Origin of the sequence: Pseudomonas oryzae, from assembly GCF_900104805.1 — a bacterium.
Lineage (GTDB): Bacteria > Pseudomonadota > Gammaproteobacteria > Pseudomonadales > Pseudomonadaceae > Geopseudomonas > Geopseudomonas oryzae.
Map to the genome: position 1 here is coordinate 3,147,046 of NZ_LT629751.1, position 20,445 is coordinate 3,167,490.

Sequence of the window (20,445 nt, forward strand, 5' to 3'; positions counted from 1 at the left end):
GGCAGTGTTCCTCACAGTTGGGGGAAAGAGCCGAGCAGGTCCTGCTGGATCCGTTCCAGCCCCGGGCGTCGGTACTCCGCCCGCAACTGTTCGAACAAAGCCGGCCCGCCCGCCAGGACGGTCTGCGGCAGCAGCGGCTGCAGGCCGGAGAGACCGAAGGCGGAGTAGTAGTCGGCGAACTTGTACTCGGAGATACGGCCGCGGGAGAGCAGCAGCCACTGGTTGGGCACACCGAAAGAGTCGGCGACGATCAGCCCGTGCATGCTGGAGGACAGTACGAAGTCGCAGGAGGCGATCTCCGCCAGCACCTGCTTGACCGGCGAAAACACATTGATCAGCCGCGCCCCGGGAATACCGGCAAGCAGCTCGGCTACCGCCGGCTCGGCCTGATCGGCGTAGTGGGGGATCAGGCCGACGCGGATCTGTCTGGCCACCGGCCGCTCCCGGTCGCCCAGCACCCAGGGCGCCAGCAGGCCGGGGTCGCCCAGCACAGGATCGCTACGCAGACCGTCGATCTGCGCGCGGGTCAGGGCACCGCGCACCGCGTGGTAGTGGTGGCGGCCGGAGTAGTGGGCCTGTTCGGCGCCGGTACCGGTGCCCCAGATGTGCAGACGATACGGAAGGAAGCCCCAGCGCTTGGCCTTGGCCTCCCGGCCGAGGATGCTGCCCACGGCCATCAGATCGGCCCGCTGTACCGGCGCATACTCGACCTTGCGCCCCGACAGCAGCTCCACCAGCAGGGGGGACAGGTAGTCGCCGAAGTTCTGCTTGCTCGGGTCGCTGCGCCCTTCGCCGCGGCACCAGTAAAGCTTTATGGGTTTCATCGACAGTGGTCTCACAGACAAGGGGCGGCCGCGCTCAGCCGGCGATCCGCGTCAACAGCGGCAGCCGCCAGAACCGCGCAGCCGCGGCGGCATCGGAAAAACACTCGTGCAAGCGGCTGCTCATCAGCGCCGCGACCTGTTCGGTTGCCGCCTGCGAACGCCGCCCGGCCTGCGCCAGGCACTCGCCGAGGGCCGCCGCGGCGCCCAAGGGAAACAGCCCCCCCACGCCCTCGACCACCTCGCGCCCGCCACCGCAATCCGAGCAGATCAGCGGCACCCCGGCCGCCATCGCCTCGAGCAGCACCATGCCGAAGGGCTCGTGATCGGAGGTCAGCGCGAAGACGTCGAAGGCCTTGAAGTAGCGACGACCCTGCGGCACCTGGCCGAGGAAGCGCACCTGCGCGGCGATGCCCAGTTCCGCAGCCAGCGCCTTCAGCGACTGTTCCAGCCGGCCAGAACCCATGATCGCCAGCAGGCTGCCGGCCGGTAGCTGTGGCAAGGCCTGGGCGAAGCCGCGGATCAGGGTGGCCTGGTCCTTGTCCGGGTGCAGGCGGCCGACGTTGCCGACCACCCAGGCCTCCTGTGGCAGGCCCAGGAAGTCGCGCGCAGCTTCGCGTGAGACCTGCTCGGCCTGCACGGCGGCAACATCGATGCGGTTGTACAAGGTCTCGATACGCTCGGCGGGCCAGCCTGGCAGATGGCGGCGCATCTCGTCGCGCACCGCGTTGGAGACGCCCAGCAGCAACAGGCGCGAGCGGAAGCGGTTGACGAACCAGCGACGCATGCGCCGCTGGTACACGCCGAAGGCGTGGTGCACGCCGATCACCGGCAGGCGGGTGGCCAGCAGGGCGATGTAGATCGGCTTGAAGCGGTGGGCGATGCACAGGCGGAAGTCGCGGCCGGCGACGATCTCGCGCAGCCGGCGCATGGCGCCGAGCTTGAGGCCGCGCACGTCCCGGCTGTCATTACCGAGGAAGATCACCTCGTCGGAGGCCGAGCCGCGCTCGACCTCCGCGCTCGGCGCGCCGGTCAGGTAGACGGTGCACACCTTGTACGGCGTGTCCTTGAACAGCACGGCGTACTGCCGCGCGCAGTCGAGGAACGGGCCGTCGTAGCCGTGGCAGAATTGCAGCACCCACGGCCGATCGGCAGGCGCCTCAGACGCCGCCATACCAATCCACCCCATCCTTGACCACCAGAATGTCTTCCATGATCAGATACTGCAGGTCCGAACCGTAGAACATGTTCAGCGCGTCGGTGGGCGAGCAGACCATCGGCTCGCCGCGGCGGTTGAGCGAGGTGTTCAGCGACACGCCGTTGCCGGTGAGCTTCTCCAGCTCGAGCATCAGGTCGTACCAGCGCGGGTTGTGGCGGCGCTCCAGCACCTGGGCGCGCGAGGTGCCGTCCTCGTGGACCACTTCCGGCACACGGTCCTTCCATTCCTCGTTGACCTCGAAGGTGAAGGTCATGAACGGGCTCGGGTGGTCGACCTTGAGCATCTGCGGTGCCACGGTGTCGAGCATCGACGGGCAGAACGGCCTCCAGCGCTCGCGGAACTTGATCTGCTCGTTGATGCGGTCGGCGACGCCCGGCACGCTCGGGCAACCGATGATCGAGCGCCCGCCGAGAGCGCGCGGGCCGAACTCCATGCGGCCCTGGAACCAGGCCACCGGGTTGCCGTCGACCATGATCCGGGCGATGCGCTGGGCGGTGTCGTCGATGCGCTGCCACTTCGGCGCATTGGGATGGCGCGCGCAGGCGGCGATCACGTCCTCGTTGGAGTAGGCCGGGCCGAGGTAGACGTGCTCCATCTTCTCCACCGGCACGCCGCGGGCCACCGAAACGTAGGCGGCGGCGCCCACCGCGGTGCCGGCGTCGCCGGAGGCCGGCTGGACGAACAGTTCCTTGACCTCGTCGCGGGCGATGATCTTCTGGTTGAGCTTGACGTTCAGCGCACAGCCGCCGGCGAAGGCGATCTTGCCGGTCTGCCGGATGATGTCGCCCAGGTAATAGTCCATCATCTCCAGCGCCAGCTTCTCGAACAGCGCCTGCATGGCCGCGGCGTAGTGGATGTAGGGGTCGTCGGCGATGTCGCCCTCGCGCTTGGGACCCAGCCACTCGATCAGCTTGGGCGAGAAGTAGTAGCCCTTGCCGTTTTCCTTGTAGCGACGGAAGCCGATGACGTTGGCGTACTCGGTGTTGATCACCAGCTCGCCGTTCTCGAACTTGGCCAGCCGCGAGAAATCGTACTTGGCGGCGTCGCCGTAGGGCGCCATGCCCATCACCTTGAACTCGCCGTCGAGCATCTCGAAGCCGAGGTACTCGGTGATCGCGCCGTACAGGCCGCCCAGCGAGTCCGGGTCGTAGAATTCCTTGATCTTGTGGATCTTGCCGTTCTCGCCCCAGCCGAAGAAGGTGGTGGCGTACTCGCCCTTGCCGTCGATGCCCATGATCGCGGTCTTCTCGCTGAAGCCGGAGCAGTGGTAGGCGCTGGAGGCGTGGGCGAGGTGGTGCTCGACCGGCTCGATCCTGACCTTCTTGAGGTCGAAGCCGAGCTGCTGCAGGCACCACTGGATGCGCTTCTTGTAGCGGTAGTAGCGCCGATTGCCGAACAGGATGGCGTCGAGGACGCGGTCCGGGGCGTAGGCGTAGCGCTTGGCGTACTGCCAGCGAGCCTTCTCGAAGATGCTGATCGGCGCGAAGGGAATGGCCACCACGTCGACGTCTTCCGGCTTGATGCCGGCCTGTTCCAGGCAGAACTTGGCCGACTCGTAGGGCATGCGGTTCTTCGCATGCTTGTCGCGCACGAAGCGCTCTTCTTCGACGGCAGCGATCAGCTTGCCGTCGATGTACAGCGCAGCGGACGGGTCATGGCTGAGGGCGCCGGAAAGGCCGAGGACGGTCAGTGCCACAGATGTTTCCCTCTATCTATTCAGGGCAGGTGCCGGGCACCTGCGGTAAACGTTGGTCCAGCAAGCGGTACAGAGCCGAGTCGGCCGGCCAGTTGCGCAGGAAACGCGCACGATCCCTGGCGTAGGCGCGGGCGAAGCGGCGCGGGCAGCGGTGCTGGCGCATGGCGTCGAGGTCGATCAGCGCCCAGCGGCCGTCCTGCCAGAGCAGGTTGGTACCCTTGAGGTCGCCGTGGCCGATGCGCTCGCGCAGCAGCGCGGCGAACAGGCGGTCCAGCGCCTTGAGCTCCGCCTCGGGCGGCGTGCCCTGCACGTGGGCCGCAAAGCGCGTGAGTATATCCTCACCGGCGGCATGTTCGGTAATCAGCCAGGCGCGCCCGCGCAGGCCGAAGCGGCGGCTTTCGCGCATGGCCAGCGGCCGCGGGGTGGCGATGCCGAGAAACTCCAGGCGGTTGCCCTCCACCCAGCTGTGCCAGGCTCGACTCGGCCGCCAGCAGCGCTTGAGCCAGTGGGCGAGGCCCTTGATGTTGTAGCGCTTGATCACCAGCGGCCGGCCGGCCAGCTCGACGCGCGCCACCGTGGCGCTGCCGCCCTGCTTCAGCGCCCGGCCGGCGGCGATGGCGCCGTCGAGATCACCCAGCAGCGGCGCCAGGCTGTCGGCCTGGTCGCGGCGAACGATGGTCAGCCCTTCGCCACTGCGCTGCACGCTGAACAGGCTGCAGTCGCGGCCGAGCTTCTTCAGGTAGTCCTTGAGACGCCAGCGGCGCACCGCGGCGACCGGCTCGCGCAGGTCGGCGGCGCTCAGTTCGGCGCCGGGATTGGCGGTGCGATAGTGCTCCAGCAGCTCGTCGCCGAAGGGTTCCAGTTCGGCCGGCAACTGGGCGAAGAACACGCCGAGATTCTGCAGCGCCTGCGCGCGGGGCAGCGGCTGGCCCGGCGTGGCGGCGCGGATGCCGCCGCCGTCGATCAGGTACAGCCGCCCGTCCCGGCGCAGCAGGTTGTCCAGGTGCAGGTCGTCCTGCCACAGGCCGCGGGCGTGCAGGCGGCCGATGGCGGCCAGCGCCTCGCCGAGCACCGCCCGCTGGGCCGCAGACAGCAACGGCTCGCCGGCCAGCGTCTGCCAGACGCCGCCAAGACTGACCGCGTCGTCGAGGAACGCGAACAGCAGCCAGCCGCCCTCGCCCGCCACCATCCCCTCGCCCAGCAGCTCGGGGGTGTCCAGCCCCTGCTCGCGCAGCCAGCGCGCACCGTCCAGTTCGCGCGCGTGATGGCGCTCGGCCCTGGCGCCGACCAGCAGCTTGGCCAGTACGCGGCGGCCTTGCCATTCGGCCTCGCCGACGTAGCGCTGGCCGGGCAGCACACGCAGCAGGCTGCGCAGGCGCAGCTCGCCGCCCGGCAGGGTAATGCTCAGCGGCAGCGCCGGGCTGCGGCCGGCCGTGACCAGCTCGCTCAGGCGCCGGCTCATTCGCGCCCCTCGAAGAAAGCCAGGACCTTGCGCAGGCGCCGCTTGTCGTTGGCCGACAGCCGCTCACGACCGCGGTACTGCAGGTAGAAGCGCAGGCGCCGGGTGCGCGACAGATGGTACTTGGCCACCTTGTCCAGACAGGCGAGATCCTTGATCACTCGGTAGCGCAGCAGCGGCCCCCACCAGAAGCTGCCGGTCGGACAGTCGATCAGGTACAGCTCACCGGCCGGGTCGACCAGCAGGTTGCGCCACTTCAGGTCGTTGTGGGCAAAGCCGTTGCGGTGCATCCGGCGGGTCGCCTCGGCCAACTGGTGGCTGACCTTGTCCAGCCAGTCGCGCTGGCGCAGGCGCGGGTCGTGGTTGCGCGCCAGCGCGGCGAGATCCTCGGTACCCGCCAGCTCCGCGGTGATCAGCGCACCGCGGCCGAAGCAACCCTTGCTGCGTTCCAGCCCCCAGGCCACCACCGGAGCGGTGGGTATGCCCCACTGGGCGAACAGACGCAGGTTCTGCCACTCGGCCTTGACCCGCGGCCGGCCCAACCAGCGGCGCAGGCCCTTGCCGGCGCTCCAGTACTGCTTGACGTAGTAGCGGAGTCCGCCCACCTCGACGCGCAGCACCTTGGACATCTGGTCAGCCGCAATCCACTCGCCCTCCAGGGCGAACACCCGGTCCAGATCGGCGAAGGCCACGCGCGCGGCGGCCGGCAGGTCGTCCGCCAGTTGCCAGCCGCTCATGCCGAGGCTCCCGGGGCGTACTTGCGCAGGTAGCGCGCGTGCAGCTTCGCCGCCTTGGCCTGCAGCCAGGCCAGCAGGCGCGCTTCCTCGCGCAGGGTCTCGCGCAGCGGGCGCTGGAAGTAGCCCATCAGGAAGCGCAGCAGATCGCGGCGGGTCAGGCCGATGTCCAGCGCCGAGAAGTACAGCGCGGCCAGGTCCTTGTCGCGCCAGCGCCGCGGCACGGCTGCGCGGGTCTGCGCGCGGTGCAGGTCGATCACCGACAGGCGGAAGTCGTCGGCGCTCACGGGCTTGTCCGTATGCAGCAGGAAGTGGCAGATGTAGCAGTCACGGTGGTTGACCCCGGCGCGGTGCATGCCCCCGACCATCTCGGCGAGCCGCTGGATTAGCGCGCGCTTGAGGCGCGGCGCGGGCGGCGTGTCGCGCCAGTCGCGGCTGAAGTCCTCGAGGCTGACGGTGGGCGCCAGCTCCTCGGTGACGATGAACGAGTGCTGGGTCGCCGGATTGGCGCCGCGCGCGCCGAAGGCCACCGCGGTCATGGTCGGCACGCCAACCTCGGTGAGGCGCTGGATCGCCGTCCACTCCTGGCCGGCGCCGAGCACCGGCGCCTTGGCGCTGAGCAGGTTCTTGACGATCTCGCCCCAGCCGATGCCGCGGTGGATCTTGACGAAGTAGCCGCGCCCGGCCACTTCGGTACGCAGGGTGCGGCGGCCTTCCAGCTCGCGGTAGACCTGGCCCTGCAGCTTCTCCACCTCGGCGAAGGCATCCTTGCCCTGCCAGAGGGACCGGAAGGGTTCGGCGAGGATCAGTTGCATGGCATGCCCTCCGTGGGGTGGACAACGGCGCAGCCTTGTCCACCAGTAGTTCGGCAGGGCATCGCCGGTGGATAAACGCTGCGCGTGTTATCCACCCTACGGATCAGGCCTCGGATCGGACTCATGCGCCCTCCCCGAGGATCACGTCGGCGGCCTTCTGCGGCATGGAGTAGAGGTCGGCCGTGTCGGCGAAGGCCAGGCCGTTGGCGCGCCAGCGCGCGCGCGCGGCAGCGTCGGCGAGCATCTCGGCCAGATACTGGTTGAGGCGCTCCTGGGCGAACGGGCTGGGCAGTACCCGGCCGCAGTCGGCCTCGCCGATGTAGTGGGCGTAGCCGCAGACGTCGGTGACCAGCACCGGCAGGCCGGAGACCAGCGCCTCGAGCAGCACGGTGCCGGTGTTCTCGTTGTAGGCCGGGTGGATCAGCAGGTCGGCGCCGAGCAGGAACCGCGGGATGTCGCTGCGGCCCTTGAGGATCTGCACCTGCTCGGACAGGCCGAGGGCCTTGACCTGCAGCAGGAACGGCTTGGGATCGTCCTGGCCGATGGCGATCAGCCGGGTGCGGGCCTTCAGCTCGCGCGGCAGCGCGGCGAGCGCCCGCAGGCTGCGGTCCAGGCCCTTGGTCTTGAACCCCGAGCCGATCTGCACCAGCAGCAGGTCGTCGTCGCCCAGGTCGAACTCCTGACGGAACTCAGCGCGGATCGCCGCGGCGTTGGCCGGGGCGCGGCGGTCCAGGGCGATGCCCGGCGGCAGCAGGTGGAAGCGCTCGGCCGGGGTGGCGTAGTGCTTGACGAACAGCGGCTGCTGCACCTCGGAGATCATCAGGATCTCGGTGTGCGCCTCGGGTGCGAACACCGCGCGCTCGTACTCGGCGAAGTGCCGGTAACGCTTGCCGAAGCGGTACAGCGGGTTGCGCAGGGTCTGCGCCTTGTCCTCGTAGCAGCCGTCGGCGGCGTAGTAGACGTCGAGGCCCGGCATCTTGTTGAAGCCGACCACCCGGTCGACCGGGTCGCGGGCCAGGTCGGCGGCCAGCCAGGCGCTGAACTTCTCGTTGCGATTGTGATTGAAGAACGCCCTGATCGGCGCCACGCGCACGTCGAAGCCGGCGGGCACCTCGCCCTCCCAGATCGGCGTGTAGACGCGGATGGCGTGGCCGCGGCGCTGACACTCCTGGGCGATGCGCAGGAAGTCGCGCTGCAGGCCGCCGAACGGGAAGTACTTGTAGAGCACGAAGGCCAGTTGCATCAGGCGATTCTCGCAGGCAGCAGGGCGGCCAGTTCGGCGGCGACCCGCGCCGGATTCAGACGGGTGAAGCACAGCGGCTGTTCGCTGGCCAGATCGAAGCGCTGGCGGTCCTCGGCCGTCGGCTGGTAGGCGCAGCGCTTCTTCAGGCAGGGCGCGCAGGGGAAGTCGCTGGCCAGGTGGATCTGCCCGCGCCCGTAGGCGCCGGTGAAGCCGGGGTTGGTCGGACCGTACAGGGACACGGTCGGCACGTCGAGGGCGGCGGCCAGGTGGCCGAGGCCGGTGTCCACCGCCACGCAGGCGCGCGCACCGGCCAGCTCGCTGGCGACACCGGCGAGGTTCAGTTTCGGCAGTACGCTGACGTGTGCCAGGCCGGCGGCGATGCGCTCGGCGCGCGCCTTCTCCTCGGCATTGCCCCACGGCAGGCGGATTGCCCAGCCCTGGCGACCGAGCAGTTCGGCCAGCTCGCGCCAGTAGCGCTCCGGCCAGTGCTTGGTGGCCCAGGTGGTGCCGTGCAGGAACAGCAGGTAGGGCTGGTCGTCGCGCCCGGCGAGCAGACGCTGGCGGTCCAGCACATAGTCGCCGGTTTCCGTCGGCAGCGGATAACCGAGCGCCGCGGCGAACAGCTGGCGCACGCGCTCCACCGCATGCACGCCCCAGGGCACCGCGCAGCCGCGATCGTAGAAGCGGCTGGCCAGCGGCTCGCGGGCGCTGGCGCGATCCAGGCCGGCGACCGGGCCGCGCGCGTAGCGGGTGAGGAAGGCGCTCTTGACAAGGCCTTGGGCGTCGAGCACCAGGTCGTAGTCGCGCTCGGCCAGGCGCGCCTTGAACTGCTGCCACTCGCCGCTGCGGAGGGTGCTCCACAGGTTCCTGCGCCAGCGGCGCAGGGCCACCGGGATGACCCGCTCGACCGCCGGATGCCAGGTCGGGATCTCGGCGAAGCCCTCCTCCACCACCCAGTCGAAGCGGATGCCGGGGATGGCGCGCATGGCGTCGGTAAGCGCCGGCAGGGTGTGGATCACATCGCCCAGCGACGAGGTCTTGATCAGCAGGACGCGCACTCAGTGCTCCAGCGGCAACGGATCGGCCAGCGGGTCGCCGGCCAGGCGCTCGAGCGCCTCCAGCACCGGCTGCGGGCGCAGGTCGCGCAGGCAGTTGTAGTGGCCGAAGCGACAGGTGCGCTCGAAGCACGGGCTGCAGTCGAGACCGAGGCGGACGATCTCCACCTGCTCGGCCAGGGGCGGGGTGAACTGCGGCGAGGTGGAGCCGTACACCGCCACCAGCGGGCGACCCAGCGCGGCGGCCACGTGCATCAGCCCGGAGTCGTTGGACACCACCGCCGCGGCGCAGGACAGCAGGTCGATGGCCTCGGCCAGACTGGTCTCGCCGGCCAGGTTAACCGCCTCTTCCTGCAGGCCGGGGATCAGCTCCTCGCGGATCATCTCGCCGACCGGGTGGTCGTTCTTCGAGCCGAACAGCCAGACCTGCCAGCCGGCGCGGATCTTGGCGTCGGCCACCGCGGCGTAGTGCTCGGCCGGCCAGCGCTTGGCCTCGCCGAACTCGGCGCCGGGGCACAGTGCCAGCACCGGACGGTCCAGCTCCAGGCCGAATTTCTGCAGCGCCGCGGCACGGCTGGCCGGGTCGATCTGCAGGTGCGGACGCGGATAGGGTTGCGGCAACGCGGCGCCCGGCGCATAGGCCAGGGCCATGAAGCGTTCGATCATCAGCGGATAGCGCTGCTTGTCCAGCTTGCGGATGTCGTTGAGCAGGCCGTAGCGCAGCTCGCCGACCCAGCCGGTGCGCTGGGGGATGCCGGCGAATAGCGGCACCAGCGCGGATTTCAGCGAGTTGGGCAGCAGGATCGCCTGGTCGTACCGACCGGCCAGCGACTTGCCGATGCGCCGGCGCCCGGCGAGGTCGAGCACGCCGTGGCCGAACGGGAAGCTCAGGGCCTGGCGCACCTCGGGCATGCGCTCGAGGATCGGCCGGCTCCACTCGGGGGCCAGCACGTCGATCTGGCAGTCGGGGTGGCGCTGCCTGAGACACTGGAACAGCGTCTGCGCCATCACCATGTCGCCCACCCAGCTGGGGCCGATGATCAGGATATTCATAGAAAAGCCGGTAGCAGGAAATCGTAGGGTGGGTCAGCCGCGACAGCGGCGCAACCCACCAGGGATGCCGCAGGCATCCGCTGGCGGATCCACCACTTGCCGGCCCGGTGGGCCGGTTGGTGGGTTACGGCCCGCGGCCTGCCCCACCCTACGCCTTCCCAGGTCGTGCTTACTTGACCAGGGTGCGCCACTCGGCGTGGGCGGCGGTCTTGCCGGTGACCAGGTCGAAGTAGGCCTTCTGCAGCTTCTCGGTGACAGGGCCACGGCGGCCGGCGCCGATCTGGCGGCCGTCCAGTTCGCGGATCGGGGTCACTTCGGCGGCGGTGCCGGTGAAGAAGGCCTCGTCGGCGATGTACACCTCGTCGCGGGTGATGCGCTTCTCGACGATCTCCACGCCCAGCTCGCGCGCCAGGGTCAGCACGGTGTTGCGGGTGATGCCGTTCAGGCAGGCGGTCACCTCGGGGGTGTAGATCACGCCGTCCTTGACGATGAACACGTTCTCGCCCGAACCCTCGGCCACGTAGCCTTCCGGATCCAGCAGCAGGGCCTCGTCGGCGCCGGCGGACACGGCTTCCTGCAGGGCCAGCATCGAGTTGATGTAGTGACCGCTGGCCTTGGCGCGGGTCATCGAGATGTTCACGTGGTGGCGGGTGAACGAGCTGGTGCGGATCTTGATGCCGCGCTCCAGCGCTTCCTCGCCCATGTAGGCGCCCCAGTGCCAGGCGGCGACGACCACGTGGACCTTCAGGTTGTCGGCGCGGATGCCCATGCCTTCCGAGCCGTAGAAGGCCAGCGGACGGATGTAGGCGCTTTCCAGACCGTTCTCGCGCACCGCGGCGCGGGTGGCCTCGTTGATCTCGTCCTTGGTGAAGGGGATCTTCATGCCCATGATGTGGGCGGAGTCGAACAGGCGGTCGGTGTGCGCCTGCAGACGGAAGATCGCGGTGCCATCCGGAGTGTTGTAGGCGCGCACGCCCTCGAACACGCCCATGCCGTAGTGCAGGGAATGGGTCAGCACGTGGGTGTTGGCTTCGCGCCACGGCACCAGTTCGCCGTCATACCAGATAACGCCATCACGATCGGCCATCGACATAATTTGCCAGCTCCTAACAAGAATTCGGGGTTGTCGGGGCGCCTCAGGCCAGCCCCAGTTCGCGCCAGATCCGCATCACGCCGCGGCGTTCCTCGTGGAAGTGGTCTCCGCTCACACTGCCGGGCTGCTTTTGCAGGGCCAGGCGGTGGGCGGCTGCGCGATAGGCCTTGTAGGCCTCCTGCAGGAGTCGGACGTCGGAGCTCGCGATCAGGCCAGCCCGCTCCAGCCCTTCCAGAATGCGGATGTTGTCGGTGAAACGCAGCAGTTCAGGGTACTGCCGCGACCAGGCGAGAACGGCATATTGCACCATAAATTCGATATCGACGATACCACCGGCGTCGTGCTTGAGATCGAAGGTCTGCCCGGCCTCGAACGCCTCCGGCGCGGTGCCGCCCAGGGTCGCCTTGCTGCCCAGGTTGTCGCGCATCTTGGCGCGCATCTCGCTCACCTCGGCACGCAGCGCGGCGCTGTCGCGCTCGCGGCCGAGCACTTCGGCGCGGATCGCCTCGAAGCGCGCGCCGACCTCGGCGGAGCCGGCCAGCACGCGGGCGCGCACCAGCGCCTGGTGCTCCCAGGTCCAGGCCTCGCTGTCCTGGTAGCGGGCGAAGGCCGATAGCGAACTGGCCAGCAGGCCCGCCGCGCCGGACGGACGCAGGCGCATGTCGACCTCGTAGAGCGCACCCGAGGCGGTCTGTGCGGTGAGCAGGTGGATGAGGCGCTGGCCCAGGCGGGTGTAGAACTGCGCGCTGTCGATCGGCTTGGCGCCGTCGGTCTCGCTGTGCTGGTCGCCGTTGTGGATGAACACCAGGTCGAGGTCGGAGCTGTGGCCCAGCTCAATGCCGCCGACCTTGCCGTAGCCGACGATGACGAACTCGGGCTCGCTGACGCTGCTGCCGTCCTCGCGGCGCGGGTAGCCATGCTTCAGGCCGACCTGGCGCCAGGCCAGCTGCAGCACCTGCTCGAGGATCGCCTCGGCCAGCCAGGTCAGGTAGTCGGAGACCTTCATCAGCGGCAGGCTGCCGGCGATCTCCGAGGCGGCCACGCGCAGGCCATGGGCCAGCTTGAAGTGGCGCAGCGCCTCCATCTGCTGCTCGAGGTCGTCCTCGGGGATGCGGGTCAGCCGTTCGCGCAGCTCGGCGGCCAGCTCGTCCTTGCCCGGCGGACTGTACAGGCGGCCCTCGTTGAGCAACTCGTCGAGCAGCAGCGGGAAGCGGGCGATCTGCTCGGCCACCCACGGGCTGGCCGCGCACAGGGTCAGCAGGCGGTCGAGGGCGCCGGGGTTCTCGCTGAGCAGCACCAGGTAGGCCGAGCGCCGCGCCACCGCCTCGACCAGCGGCAGCACGCGCTCGAGCAGCAGATCGGACTGACCGTGGGCGACCATGGCGGCGAGCAGGCGCGGCATGAAGGCGTCCAGCCGCTCGCGACCGAGGCGCTGCATGGCGCGCACCTGCGAGCCGTGCTGCAGCCCCTCGAGGCGTTGCCAGGCGCCGACCGCATCGACGAAACCGGCCTCGACCAGTTGCTGGCGCGCCACCTCGGGCTCCAGCGCCCCCTGCCACAGCGGCAGCCACTCGTCGCCGACGCCGGCGAGGTTGGCGCCGGCCTCCTCGTCGGGATCGGCGATCACCTGGCGGAAGTGCCAGTCGATGCGCCCGCGCCAGTGCGCCAGCTGGTCGAGCAGCGCGTTCCAGCCATCGAAGCCCATGATGAAGGCCACCCGCGCGCGCTCCAGCTCGCCGTCGGGGAGCATCTGCGTCTGCCGGTCGGCGATCGCCTGCAGGGCGTGCTCCAGGTAACGCAGGAAGCGATAGCCGTCCTTCAGCTCGTCGACCACCGGCGGCGGCAGGTAGCCCTGGCCGACCAACGTGTCGAGCACCTTGAGCAGCGGTCGCTGCTGCAGGCTGAGGTCGCGGCCACCGTGGATCAGCTGGAAGGCCTGGGCGATGAACTCCACCTCGCGGATGCCGCCGGCACCGAGCTTGATGTTCTCGGCCATGCCCTTGCGCCGCACCTCCTGCTGGATCAGCTGCTTCATGGTGCGCAGCGCCTCGATCGCCGAGAAGTCCAGATAGCGGCGGTAGACGAACGGCCGCAGCATCTGCTGCAGGCGCTCGCCGGCGAGCTGGTCGCCGGCCACCACGCGCGCCTTGATCATCGCGTAGCGCTCCCAGTCGCGGCCCTGGTCCTGGTAGTACTGCTCCATGGCGTTGAAGCTGTACACCAGCGGGCCGCTGGAGCCGTAGGGGCGCAGGCGCATGTCGACGCGGAACACGAAGCCGTCGACGGTGAGCGCATCCAGCGCCTTGATCAGCTTCTGGCCGACGCGGGTGAAGAACTCCTGGTTGTCCAGCGAGCGCCGCGCGCCCTCGGTCTCGCCACCCTCGGGATAGGCGAAGATCAAGTCGATGTCCGAGGACAGGTTGAGCTCGTAGGCACCGAGCTTGCCCATGCCGAGAATCACCAGGTGCTGCTGCTCGCCGCTGCGCGCCCCGACCGGCGTGCCGGACTGTTCGCACTGGCGCGCGTACAGCCAGTGGTAGGCCAGGTCGATGCAGGCATCGGCGAGCTCGGACAGGTCGCGGCAGGTCTCGGACAGGTCGGCCTGGCGGGTGACGTCGCGCCAGATGATGCGACTCTGCTGACGGTTGCGATAGCGGCGCAGGCGGCGCGCCAGTTCGTCCTCGCTGTCGCAGCCCTCCAGCGCCGCCGCCAGCTGTCCGCGCAGCTCGCCCTCGGTCAGGCGCCGCTCCAGCTCGCCACTGGCGGCGAGCTCGACGAGCATCTGCGGGCTGCGCGCGGCCTGCTCGGCGACGAAGTCGCTGGCGCCGAACACCCGCTCCAGCGCCTCGCGGCGCGCCTGCGGCCAGCCCGCCAGGGCGGCCTGGCCGGCCTCGTCGAGATGGCTGATGAAGGTCTCGCGGGCATGCTCGACGAGCGCCTGGAGTTCCGCCGGCAGAGCGGTCAGGGAGGGGAGGCTCATGGTCTATCCTTTTAGCGCGCCTCGACGGCCAACAGCCCCCGTCGACAGCTGTAGTTTTGCTACGAATCATTCTTCATGGGGGGCTGTTTTTAGCGCCGATATGTAGTAAAACTACAAGGCATCGGGAGACCCCCGGTGAGGCTGAACGCCGCAACAGCGCCAGCCCGACAAACACAAAATTCGTGGCGGCCGCCCACAAAGCCGGCCGCGCTTCACACCCGGCTACCGATTCTGGAAGCCTTTCCGCCCTGGAGCAAGCCATGCAAGATCTCGATCCCGTCGAAACCCAGGAATGGCTGGACGCCCTGGAGTCCGTCCTCGATCGTGAAGGTGAAAACCGCGCCCACTATCTGCTGACCCGCATGGGTGAGCTGGCTTCGCGCACCGGCACCCAACTGCCGTATGCCATCACCACGCCGTACCGCAACACCATTCCGGTCACCCATGAAGCCCGCATGCCGGGCGACCTGTTCATGGAGCGACGCATTCGTTCGCTGATCCGCTGGAACGCCCTGGCGACCGTGATGCGCGCGAACAAGAAGGATCCGGATCTGGGTGGCCACATCTCCACCTTCGCCTCCAGCGCGACCCTGTACGACATCGGCTTCAACTACTTCTTCAAGGCGCCGACCGAAGAGCACGGCGGCGACCTGATCTACTTCCAGGGCCACGCCTCCCCCGGCGTCTACGCCCGCGCCTTCCTCGAAGGCCGCATCAGCGAAGACCAGCTGAACAACTTCCGCCAGGAGGTGGACGGCCAGGGCCTGTCCTCCTACCCGCACCCGTGGCTGATGCCGGACTTCTGGCAGTTCCCCACCGTGTCCATGGGCCTCGGTCCGATCCAGGCGATCTACCAGGCGCGCTTCATGAAGTACCTGGAGCACCGTGGCTTCATCCCCGCCGGCAAGCAGAAGGTCTGGTGCTTCCTCGGCGACGGCGAGACCGACGAGCCGGAATCCCTCGGCGCCATCGCCCTGGCCGGCCGCGAGAAGCTCGACAACCTGATCTTCGTGGTCAACTGTAACCTGCAGCGCCTCGACGGCCCGGTGCGCGGCAACGGCAAGATCATCCAGGAACTGGAAGGCGTGTTCCGCGGCGCCGACTGGAACGTGATCAAGGTGATCTGGGGCCGCCTGTGGGATCCGCTGTTCGCCAAGGACACCCACGGCCTGCTGCAGAAGCGCATGGACCAGGTGGTCGACGGCGAGTACCAGAACTACAAGGCCAACGACGGCAAGTTCGTCCGCGAGCACTTCTTCGGTGCCCGCCCGGAGCTGCTGGAGATGGTCAAGGACATGTCCGACGACGAGATCTGGGCGCTCAACCGCGGCGGCCATGACCCGTTCAAGGTCTATGCGGCCTACCACCAGGCGGTCAACCACACCGGTCAGCCGACCGTGGTGCTGGCCAAGACCATCAAGGGCTACGGCACCGGCTCCGGCCAGGCGCAGAACATCACCCACAACGTCAAGAAGGTCGACCTGGAGAGCCTCAAGGCCTTCCGCGACCGCTTCGGCATCCCGATTCCGGACGACAAGCTGGAAGAGCTGCCGTTCTACAAGCCGGAAGCCGACAGCCCGGAGATGAAGTACCTGCTGAAGAGCCGCGAGAAGCTGGGCGGCTTCGTGCCGCAGCGCCGCAGCAAGAGCTTCAGCATCCCGACCCCGCCGCTGGAGACCCTCAAGTCCATCCTCGACGGCACCGGCGAGCGCGAAATCTCCACCACCATGGCCTTCGTGCGCATCCTGTCGCAGCTGGTCAAGGACAAGGATCTCGGCGCACGCATCGTGCCGATCATCCCCGACGAGGCGCGCACCTTCGGCATGGAAGGCATGTTCCGCCAGCTCGGCATCTACTCCTCGGTCGGCCAGCTGTACCAGCCGGTGGACAAGGACCAGGTGATGTTCTACCGCGAGGACAAGAAGGGCCAGATCCTCGAGGAAGGCATCAACGAGGCCGGCGCCATGTCCAGCTGGATCGCCGCGGCGACCGCCTACAGCAACCACAACCAGCCGATGCTGCCGTTCTACGTGTTCTACTCGATGTTCGGCTTCCAGCGCATCGGTGACCTGGCCTGGGCCGCCGGCGACAGCCGCGCGCGCGGCTTCCTGATCGGTGGCACCGCCGGCCGCACCACGCTGAACGGCGAGGGCCTGCAGCACGAGGACGGTCACAGCCACATCCTCGCCTCGACCATCCCCAACTGCCGCACCTACGATCCGACCTATGCCTACGAGATGGCGGTGATCATCCGCGAAGGCATCCGCCAGATGACCGAAGAACAGCAGAACGTGTTCTTCTACCTGACCGCGATGAACGAGGCCTACGCCCAGCCGGCGATGCCGCAGGGCGTCGAGGACGGCATCATCAAGGGCATGTACCTGCTCGAGGAAGACAAGCGCGACGCCGCCTGCCACGTGCAGCTGATGGGCTCCGGCACCATCCTGCGCGAAGTGCGCGAAGCGGCGAAGATCCTCCGCGAGGAGTACAACATCGGCGCCGACGTGTGGAGCGTCACCAGCTTCAACGAACTGCGCCGCGAGGGCCTGGCCGTCGAGCGCCGCAACCGCCTGCATCCGGAGCAGAAGCCGCAGCTGACCTACGTCGAGCAGTGCCTGTCCGGTCGCCGCGGCCCGGTGGTCGCCTCCACCGACTACATGAAGCTGTTCGCCGACCAGATCCGCCAGTGGGTGCCGGTCAAGGAGTACAAGGTGCTCGGCACCGACGGCTTCGGCCGCAGCGACAGCCGCAAGAAACTGCGCCACTTCTTCGAGGTGGACCGCTACTGGGTGGTGCTGACCGCGCTGGAGGCCCTGGCCGACCGCGGCGAGATCGACCGTACCGTGGTGGCCGAGGCCATCGCCAAGTTCGGCATCGACACCAACAAAGCCAACCCGCTGGACTGCTGAGGAGCGAGCCATGAGTGAACTGATTCGCGTACCCGATATCGGCAGCGGCGAAGGTGAAGTCATCGAGCTGCTGGTCAAGGTCGGCGACCGTATCGAGGCCGACCAGAGCCTGCTGACCCTGGAGTCGGACAAGGCCAGCATGGAAGTCCCGGCACCCAAGGCCGGGGTGATCAAGAGCCTGAAGATCAAGCTGGGCGACAAGCTGAAGACCGGCGACGAGCTGCTCGAGCTGGAAGCCGAGGGTGCTGCTGCGGCCCCGGCCGCGGCCGAAGCTCCCGCCGCTGCACCGGCTGCCACTCCCGTGGCCGCCGAGCCCGCCCCTGCCGCGGCGGCTCCGGCCGCTGCGGCGGCGGAGAGCCTGCAGCCGGTGCACGTGCCGGACATCGGCTCGGCCGGCAAGGCGCGCGTCATCGAGGTGCTGGTCAAGGCCGGCGACTCGGTCGCCGCCGACCAGTCGCTGATCGTGCTGGAGTCGGACAAGGCGAGCATGGAGATCCCCTGCCCGCAGGCCGGCGTGGTCGACAGCGTGGCGATCAACCTCAACGACGAAGTCGGCACCGGCGAGCTGATCCTCACCCTGCGCGTGGCTGGCGCCGCGCCGGTCGCGGCAGCTCCGGCAGCCGCTGCCGCCCCGGCGGCGGCCCCGGCTCCCGTTGCGGCGCCCGCGCCGGCCGCCGCCGCTCCGGCGGCTCCGGCCAAGGTGCCGGGCCCGGTCGGCGCGCCGAGCGGCAACGCCGGCAAGGTGCACGCCGGCCCCGCAGTGCGCATGCTGGCCCGCGAGTTCGGCGTCGAGCTGGCCGACGTGCCGGCCACCGGTCCCAAGGGCCGCGTGCTCAAGGAAGACGTGCAGGCCTACGTCAAGGCGATGATGCACAAGGCCAAGGCCGCACCGGAGGCCGCCGTCAGCGGTGGCGCCGGCATCCCGCCGATCCCGGCCGTCGACTTCGCCAAGTTCGGCGAGATCGAGGAAGTGGCGATGACCCGCCTGATGCAGGTCGGCGCCGCCAACCTGCACCGCAGCTGGCTCAACGTGCCGCACGTGACCCAGTTCGAGTCGGCCGACATCAGCGAGCTGGAAGCCTTCCGCGTGGCGCAGAAGGCGGTGGCCGAGAAGGCCGGCGTCAAGCTGACCGTGCTGCCGTTCCTGCTCAAGGCCTGCGCCCACGTGCTGCGCGAGCTGCCGGACTTCAACAGCTCGCTGGCCCCCAGCGGCAAGGCGCTGATCCGCAAGAAGTACGTGCACATCGGCTTCGCCGTGGACACCCCGGACGGCCTGCTGGTACCGGTGATCCGCAACGTCGACCAGAAGAGCCTGCTGCAGCTGGCCGCCGAGGCCGCCGAACTGGCGGAGAAGGCGCGCACCAAGAAGCTCTCCGCCGACGACATGCAGGGCGCCTGCTTCACCATCTCCAGCCTCGGCCACATCGGCGGTACCGGCTTCACGCCGATCGTCAACGCGCCGGAGGTGGCGATCCTCGGCGTGTCCAAGGCGAGCATGCAGCCGGTGTGGGACGGCAAGGCGTTCCAGCCCAAGCTGATGCTGCCGCTGTCGCTGTCCTACGATCACCGCGTGATCAACGGCGCTGCCGCGGCGCGCTTCACCCGTCGCCTGGCCGATCTGCTGGCGGAGATCCGCTCGCTGCTGCTGTAAGCCGCGAACGCCCGCCGCACAAACAGGAACCCCGCCGATCGGCGGGGTTCCTGTTTTCAGCCCGGGGAAAGGCTCAGCCCTTCTGCAGGTCGCGGATCAGGTAGCTGAGCGCCCTGGCCAGCTCCTCCATGCCCGCGTGGTCGCGCACCAGGGTGAACAGCGGCGTGCCGTCCTTGGGGCTCAGCACCTGGCAGGACGGACCGCGGCTCGGGCAGTCGTAGCGGACGAACGGATCGACGCCGTACAGCTCCAGCCGCCGGTTGTGCACCTCCATGCGGCTGCCATCGGCGCTGCGGATCTCTTCGCGCACGTTCAGCGTGCCTTCGCCGAGGATGCTCAGCTGGTACAGCAGATCGTCGGCCCGGGCTTCGCCGACGCGGTAGCCGGCGCGCAGCGCGTAGCTCTCCAGCAGGCGGTTGCAGTGTTCAAGCAGCGCCTTGCGCGGCGCCTGGCGCGGATAGAGGCGCTTGAGCTCGGCCAGGTAGCGCTCCTGATCGGCGCTGCTCAGGCTGCTGGTCTGGGTGCTGCTGGGGGTGCTCTGCGTGCTGCCGGCGTCGCCGCCCTGGCCGCGCTGGCCGTCGTCGCCGCCAGTCGTCTCGGCAGCCGCGCCGGCCGGCAGTGCGGCGCCGAGCAGCGCCAGCAACAGGCCGCGGCGCAGCCGCTGCATGAATCCTGATTGCATGATCCTTACCTTTGCTATCTACATGTTGACAATGACTTGAGCATAATCCAGCCGGCGCGACCTGCGCACGGCGGAACACCCGCCAGTGTTAACAGGATGTGACGCGGCCAGCCAAGCCCGACCATCGTGAAAGATCGCGCCGGTGGCGCTTCCGGTTGCAGGCGTCGCCCGGCACAGGCAAGTTAACAGATCGCGATCGCCACTTTCGGGAGACACGCCATGGTCCTGCGTTCACAGATTCTCGCCCACAAGCTCGAGCTGCCCGGCGCCGGCCAGGCGCTACCGGGACGCGACAGCGCCATGCCGGTCCCCGAGCGCCACTACGTGAATGACCATCCGCTGCTGCCGCCGTTCCCCGAGGGCTTCGCGGAAGTGCAGTTCGGCCTCGGCTGCTTCTGGGGGGCCGAGCGGCGGCTGTGGCAGCAGCCGGGAGTATGGGTCACCGCGGCGGGCTACGCCGGCGGCCTGACGCCCAACCCGACCTACGAGGAGGTCTGCTCGGGCCTGACCGGGCACACCGAGGTGGTGCGGGTGGTCTACGATCCGCGGCAGACCAGCTTCAAGGCCCTGCTCAAGGTGTTCTGGGAGGCCCACGACCCGACCCAGGGCATGCGCCAGGGCAACGACATCGGCACCCAGTACCGCTCGGCGATCTACTGCTCGACCGCCGAACAGCTGGAGGAGGCGCAGGCCAGCGCCGCGGCCTTCGCCACCGAGCTGGCCCGCGCCGGCTACGGCGCGATCACCACCGAGATCCGCGCTGCAGTGCCGTTCTACTATGCCGAGGCCTACCACCAGCAGTACCTGGCGAAGAACCACGGCGGCTACTGCGGCCTGCGCGGCACCGGGGTGTGCCTGCCCGAATAAGGCGATCTCGATGGCCTCCACGCTCCGGCCGGAGCGGCATGCGATGCATGCCCACGCCGAACAGCGGCCCGTAGGGTGCGCCATGCGCACCTGCGGTATCGTGGTGCGCATGGCGCACCCTACGGGCGGCCCCCCGCCTCACCGAGCACCGTAGGGTAGAAAACCCGC

General features: G+C 68.9%; 15 protein-coding genes. 3 read left to right on the forward strand and 12 right to left on the reverse strand.

From position 1 onward, the window contains the following. Window positions 1-11 precede the first annotated feature (11 nt). From BLT78_RS14170 to glnE, 11 genes are all read right to left on the reverse strand, one after another. Window positions 12-824: a polysaccharide pyruvyl transferase family protein gene (locus tag BLT78_RS14170; protein ID WP_090349583.1), complete on the reverse strand. Its 813-nt coding sequence runs from the start codon at window positions 822-824 to the stop codon at window positions 12-14. 34 nt (window positions 825-858) lie between these two features. Then, entirely contained in the window at window positions 859-1,995 is a 1,137-nt protein-coding gene (locus tag BLT78_RS14175) for a glycosyltransferase (RefSeq protein ID WP_090349584.1), read from the reverse strand. Further along, window positions 1,982-3,736: a carbamoyltransferase family protein gene (locus BLT78_RS14180; protein WP_090349585.1), complete on the reverse strand. Its 1,755-nt coding sequence runs from the start codon at window positions 3,734-3,736 to the stop codon at window positions 1,982-1,984. Before BLT78_RS14180 ends, BLT78_RS14175 begins: the two co-directional genes overlap by 14 nt. 16 nt (window positions 3,737-3,752) lie before the next feature. Then, entirely contained in the window at window positions 3,753-5,198 is a 1,446-nt protein-coding gene (locus BLT78_RS14185) for a lipopolysaccharide kinase InaA family protein (protein ID WP_090349586.1), read from the reverse strand. Beyond that, entirely contained in the window at window positions 5,195-5,932 is a 738-nt protein-coding gene (locus tag BLT78_RS14190) for a lipopolysaccharide kinase InaA family protein (protein WP_090349587.1), read from the reverse strand. Before BLT78_RS14190 ends, BLT78_RS14185 begins: the two co-directional genes overlap by 4 nt. Then, a complete protein-coding gene (gene rfaP, locus BLT78_RS14195) occupies window positions 5,929-6,744 on the reverse strand; it encodes a lipopolysaccharide core heptose(I) kinase RfaP (RefSeq protein WP_090349588.1) in 816 nt (271 codons plus the stop codon). Before rfaP ends, BLT78_RS14190 begins: the two co-directional genes overlap by 4 nt. A gap of 121 nt (window positions 6,745-6,865) precedes the next feature. After that, window positions 6,866-7,987 carry a glycosyltransferase family 4 protein gene (locus BLT78_RS14200; protein WP_090349589.1) on the reverse strand — a complete coding sequence of 374 codons (1,122 nt, stop codon included), beginning with the start codon at window positions 7,985-7,987 and terminating at the stop codon, window positions 6,866-6,868. Continuing rightward, window positions 7,987-9,045 (reverse strand): lipopolysaccharide heptosyltransferase I, encoded by a 1,059-nt coding sequence (waaC, locus tag BLT78_RS14205; protein WP_090349590.1) that lies wholly within the window; start codon window positions 9,043-9,045, stop codon window positions 7,987-7,989. The genes BLT78_RS14200 and waaC overlap by 1 nt, the downstream gene beginning before the upstream one ends. After that, entirely contained in the window at window positions 9,046-10,095 is a 1,050-nt protein-coding gene (gene waaF, locus BLT78_RS14210) for a lipopolysaccharide heptosyltransferase II (RefSeq protein WP_090349591.1), read from the reverse strand. A gap of 169 nt (window positions 10,096-10,264) precedes the next feature. Continuing rightward, entirely contained in the window at window positions 10,265-11,188 is a 924-nt protein-coding gene (locus tag BLT78_RS14215) for a branched-chain amino acid transaminase (RefSeq protein ID WP_090349592.1), read from the reverse strand. Between the two features lie 43 nt (window positions 11,189-11,231). After that, window positions 11,232-14,168, reverse strand: a complete 2,937-nt coding sequence (gene glnE, locus BLT78_RS14220; protein ID WP_090349593.1) for a bifunctional [glutamate--ammonia ligase]-adenylyl-L-tyrosine phosphorylase/[glutamate--ammonia-ligase] adenylyltransferase — start codon at window positions 14,166-14,168, stop codon at window positions 11,232-11,234. A 260-nt stretch (window positions 14,169-14,428) separates the two neighbouring features. Here glnE and aceE point away from each other — a divergent pair, with 260 nt between their 5' ends. Further along, a complete protein-coding gene (gene aceE, locus BLT78_RS14225; RefSeq protein ID WP_090349594.1) occupies window positions 14,429-17,077 on the forward strand; it encodes a pyruvate dehydrogenase (acetyl-transferring), homodimeric type in 2,649 nt (882 codons plus the stop codon). Between the two features lie 10 nt (window positions 17,078-17,087). Next, complete coding sequence (gene aceF, locus BLT78_RS14230; RefSeq protein ID WP_090349595.1) at window positions 17,088-18,728, forward strand: dihydrolipoyllysine-residue acetyltransferase; 1,641 nt, start codon at window positions 17,088-17,090, stop codon at window positions 18,726-18,728. A 73-nt stretch (window positions 18,729-18,801) separates the two neighbouring features. On the opposite strand, the gene BLT78_RS14235 is transcribed toward aceF, so the two are convergent. Further along, window positions 18,802-19,410, reverse strand: a complete 609-nt coding sequence (locus BLT78_RS14235) for a hypothetical protein (protein WP_231975634.1) — start codon at window positions 19,408-19,410, stop codon at window positions 18,802-18,804. Window positions 19,411-19,629: 219 nt separating this feature from the next. Here BLT78_RS14235 and msrA point away from each other — a divergent pair, with 219 nt between their 5' ends. Next, window positions 19,630-20,277, forward strand: a complete 648-nt coding sequence (gene msrA, locus BLT78_RS14240) for a peptide-methionine (S)-S-oxide reductase MsrA (RefSeq protein WP_090349596.1) — start codon at window positions 19,630-19,632, stop codon at window positions 20,275-20,277. The last annotated feature ends 168 nt before the right edge of the window (window positions 20,278-20,445 follow it).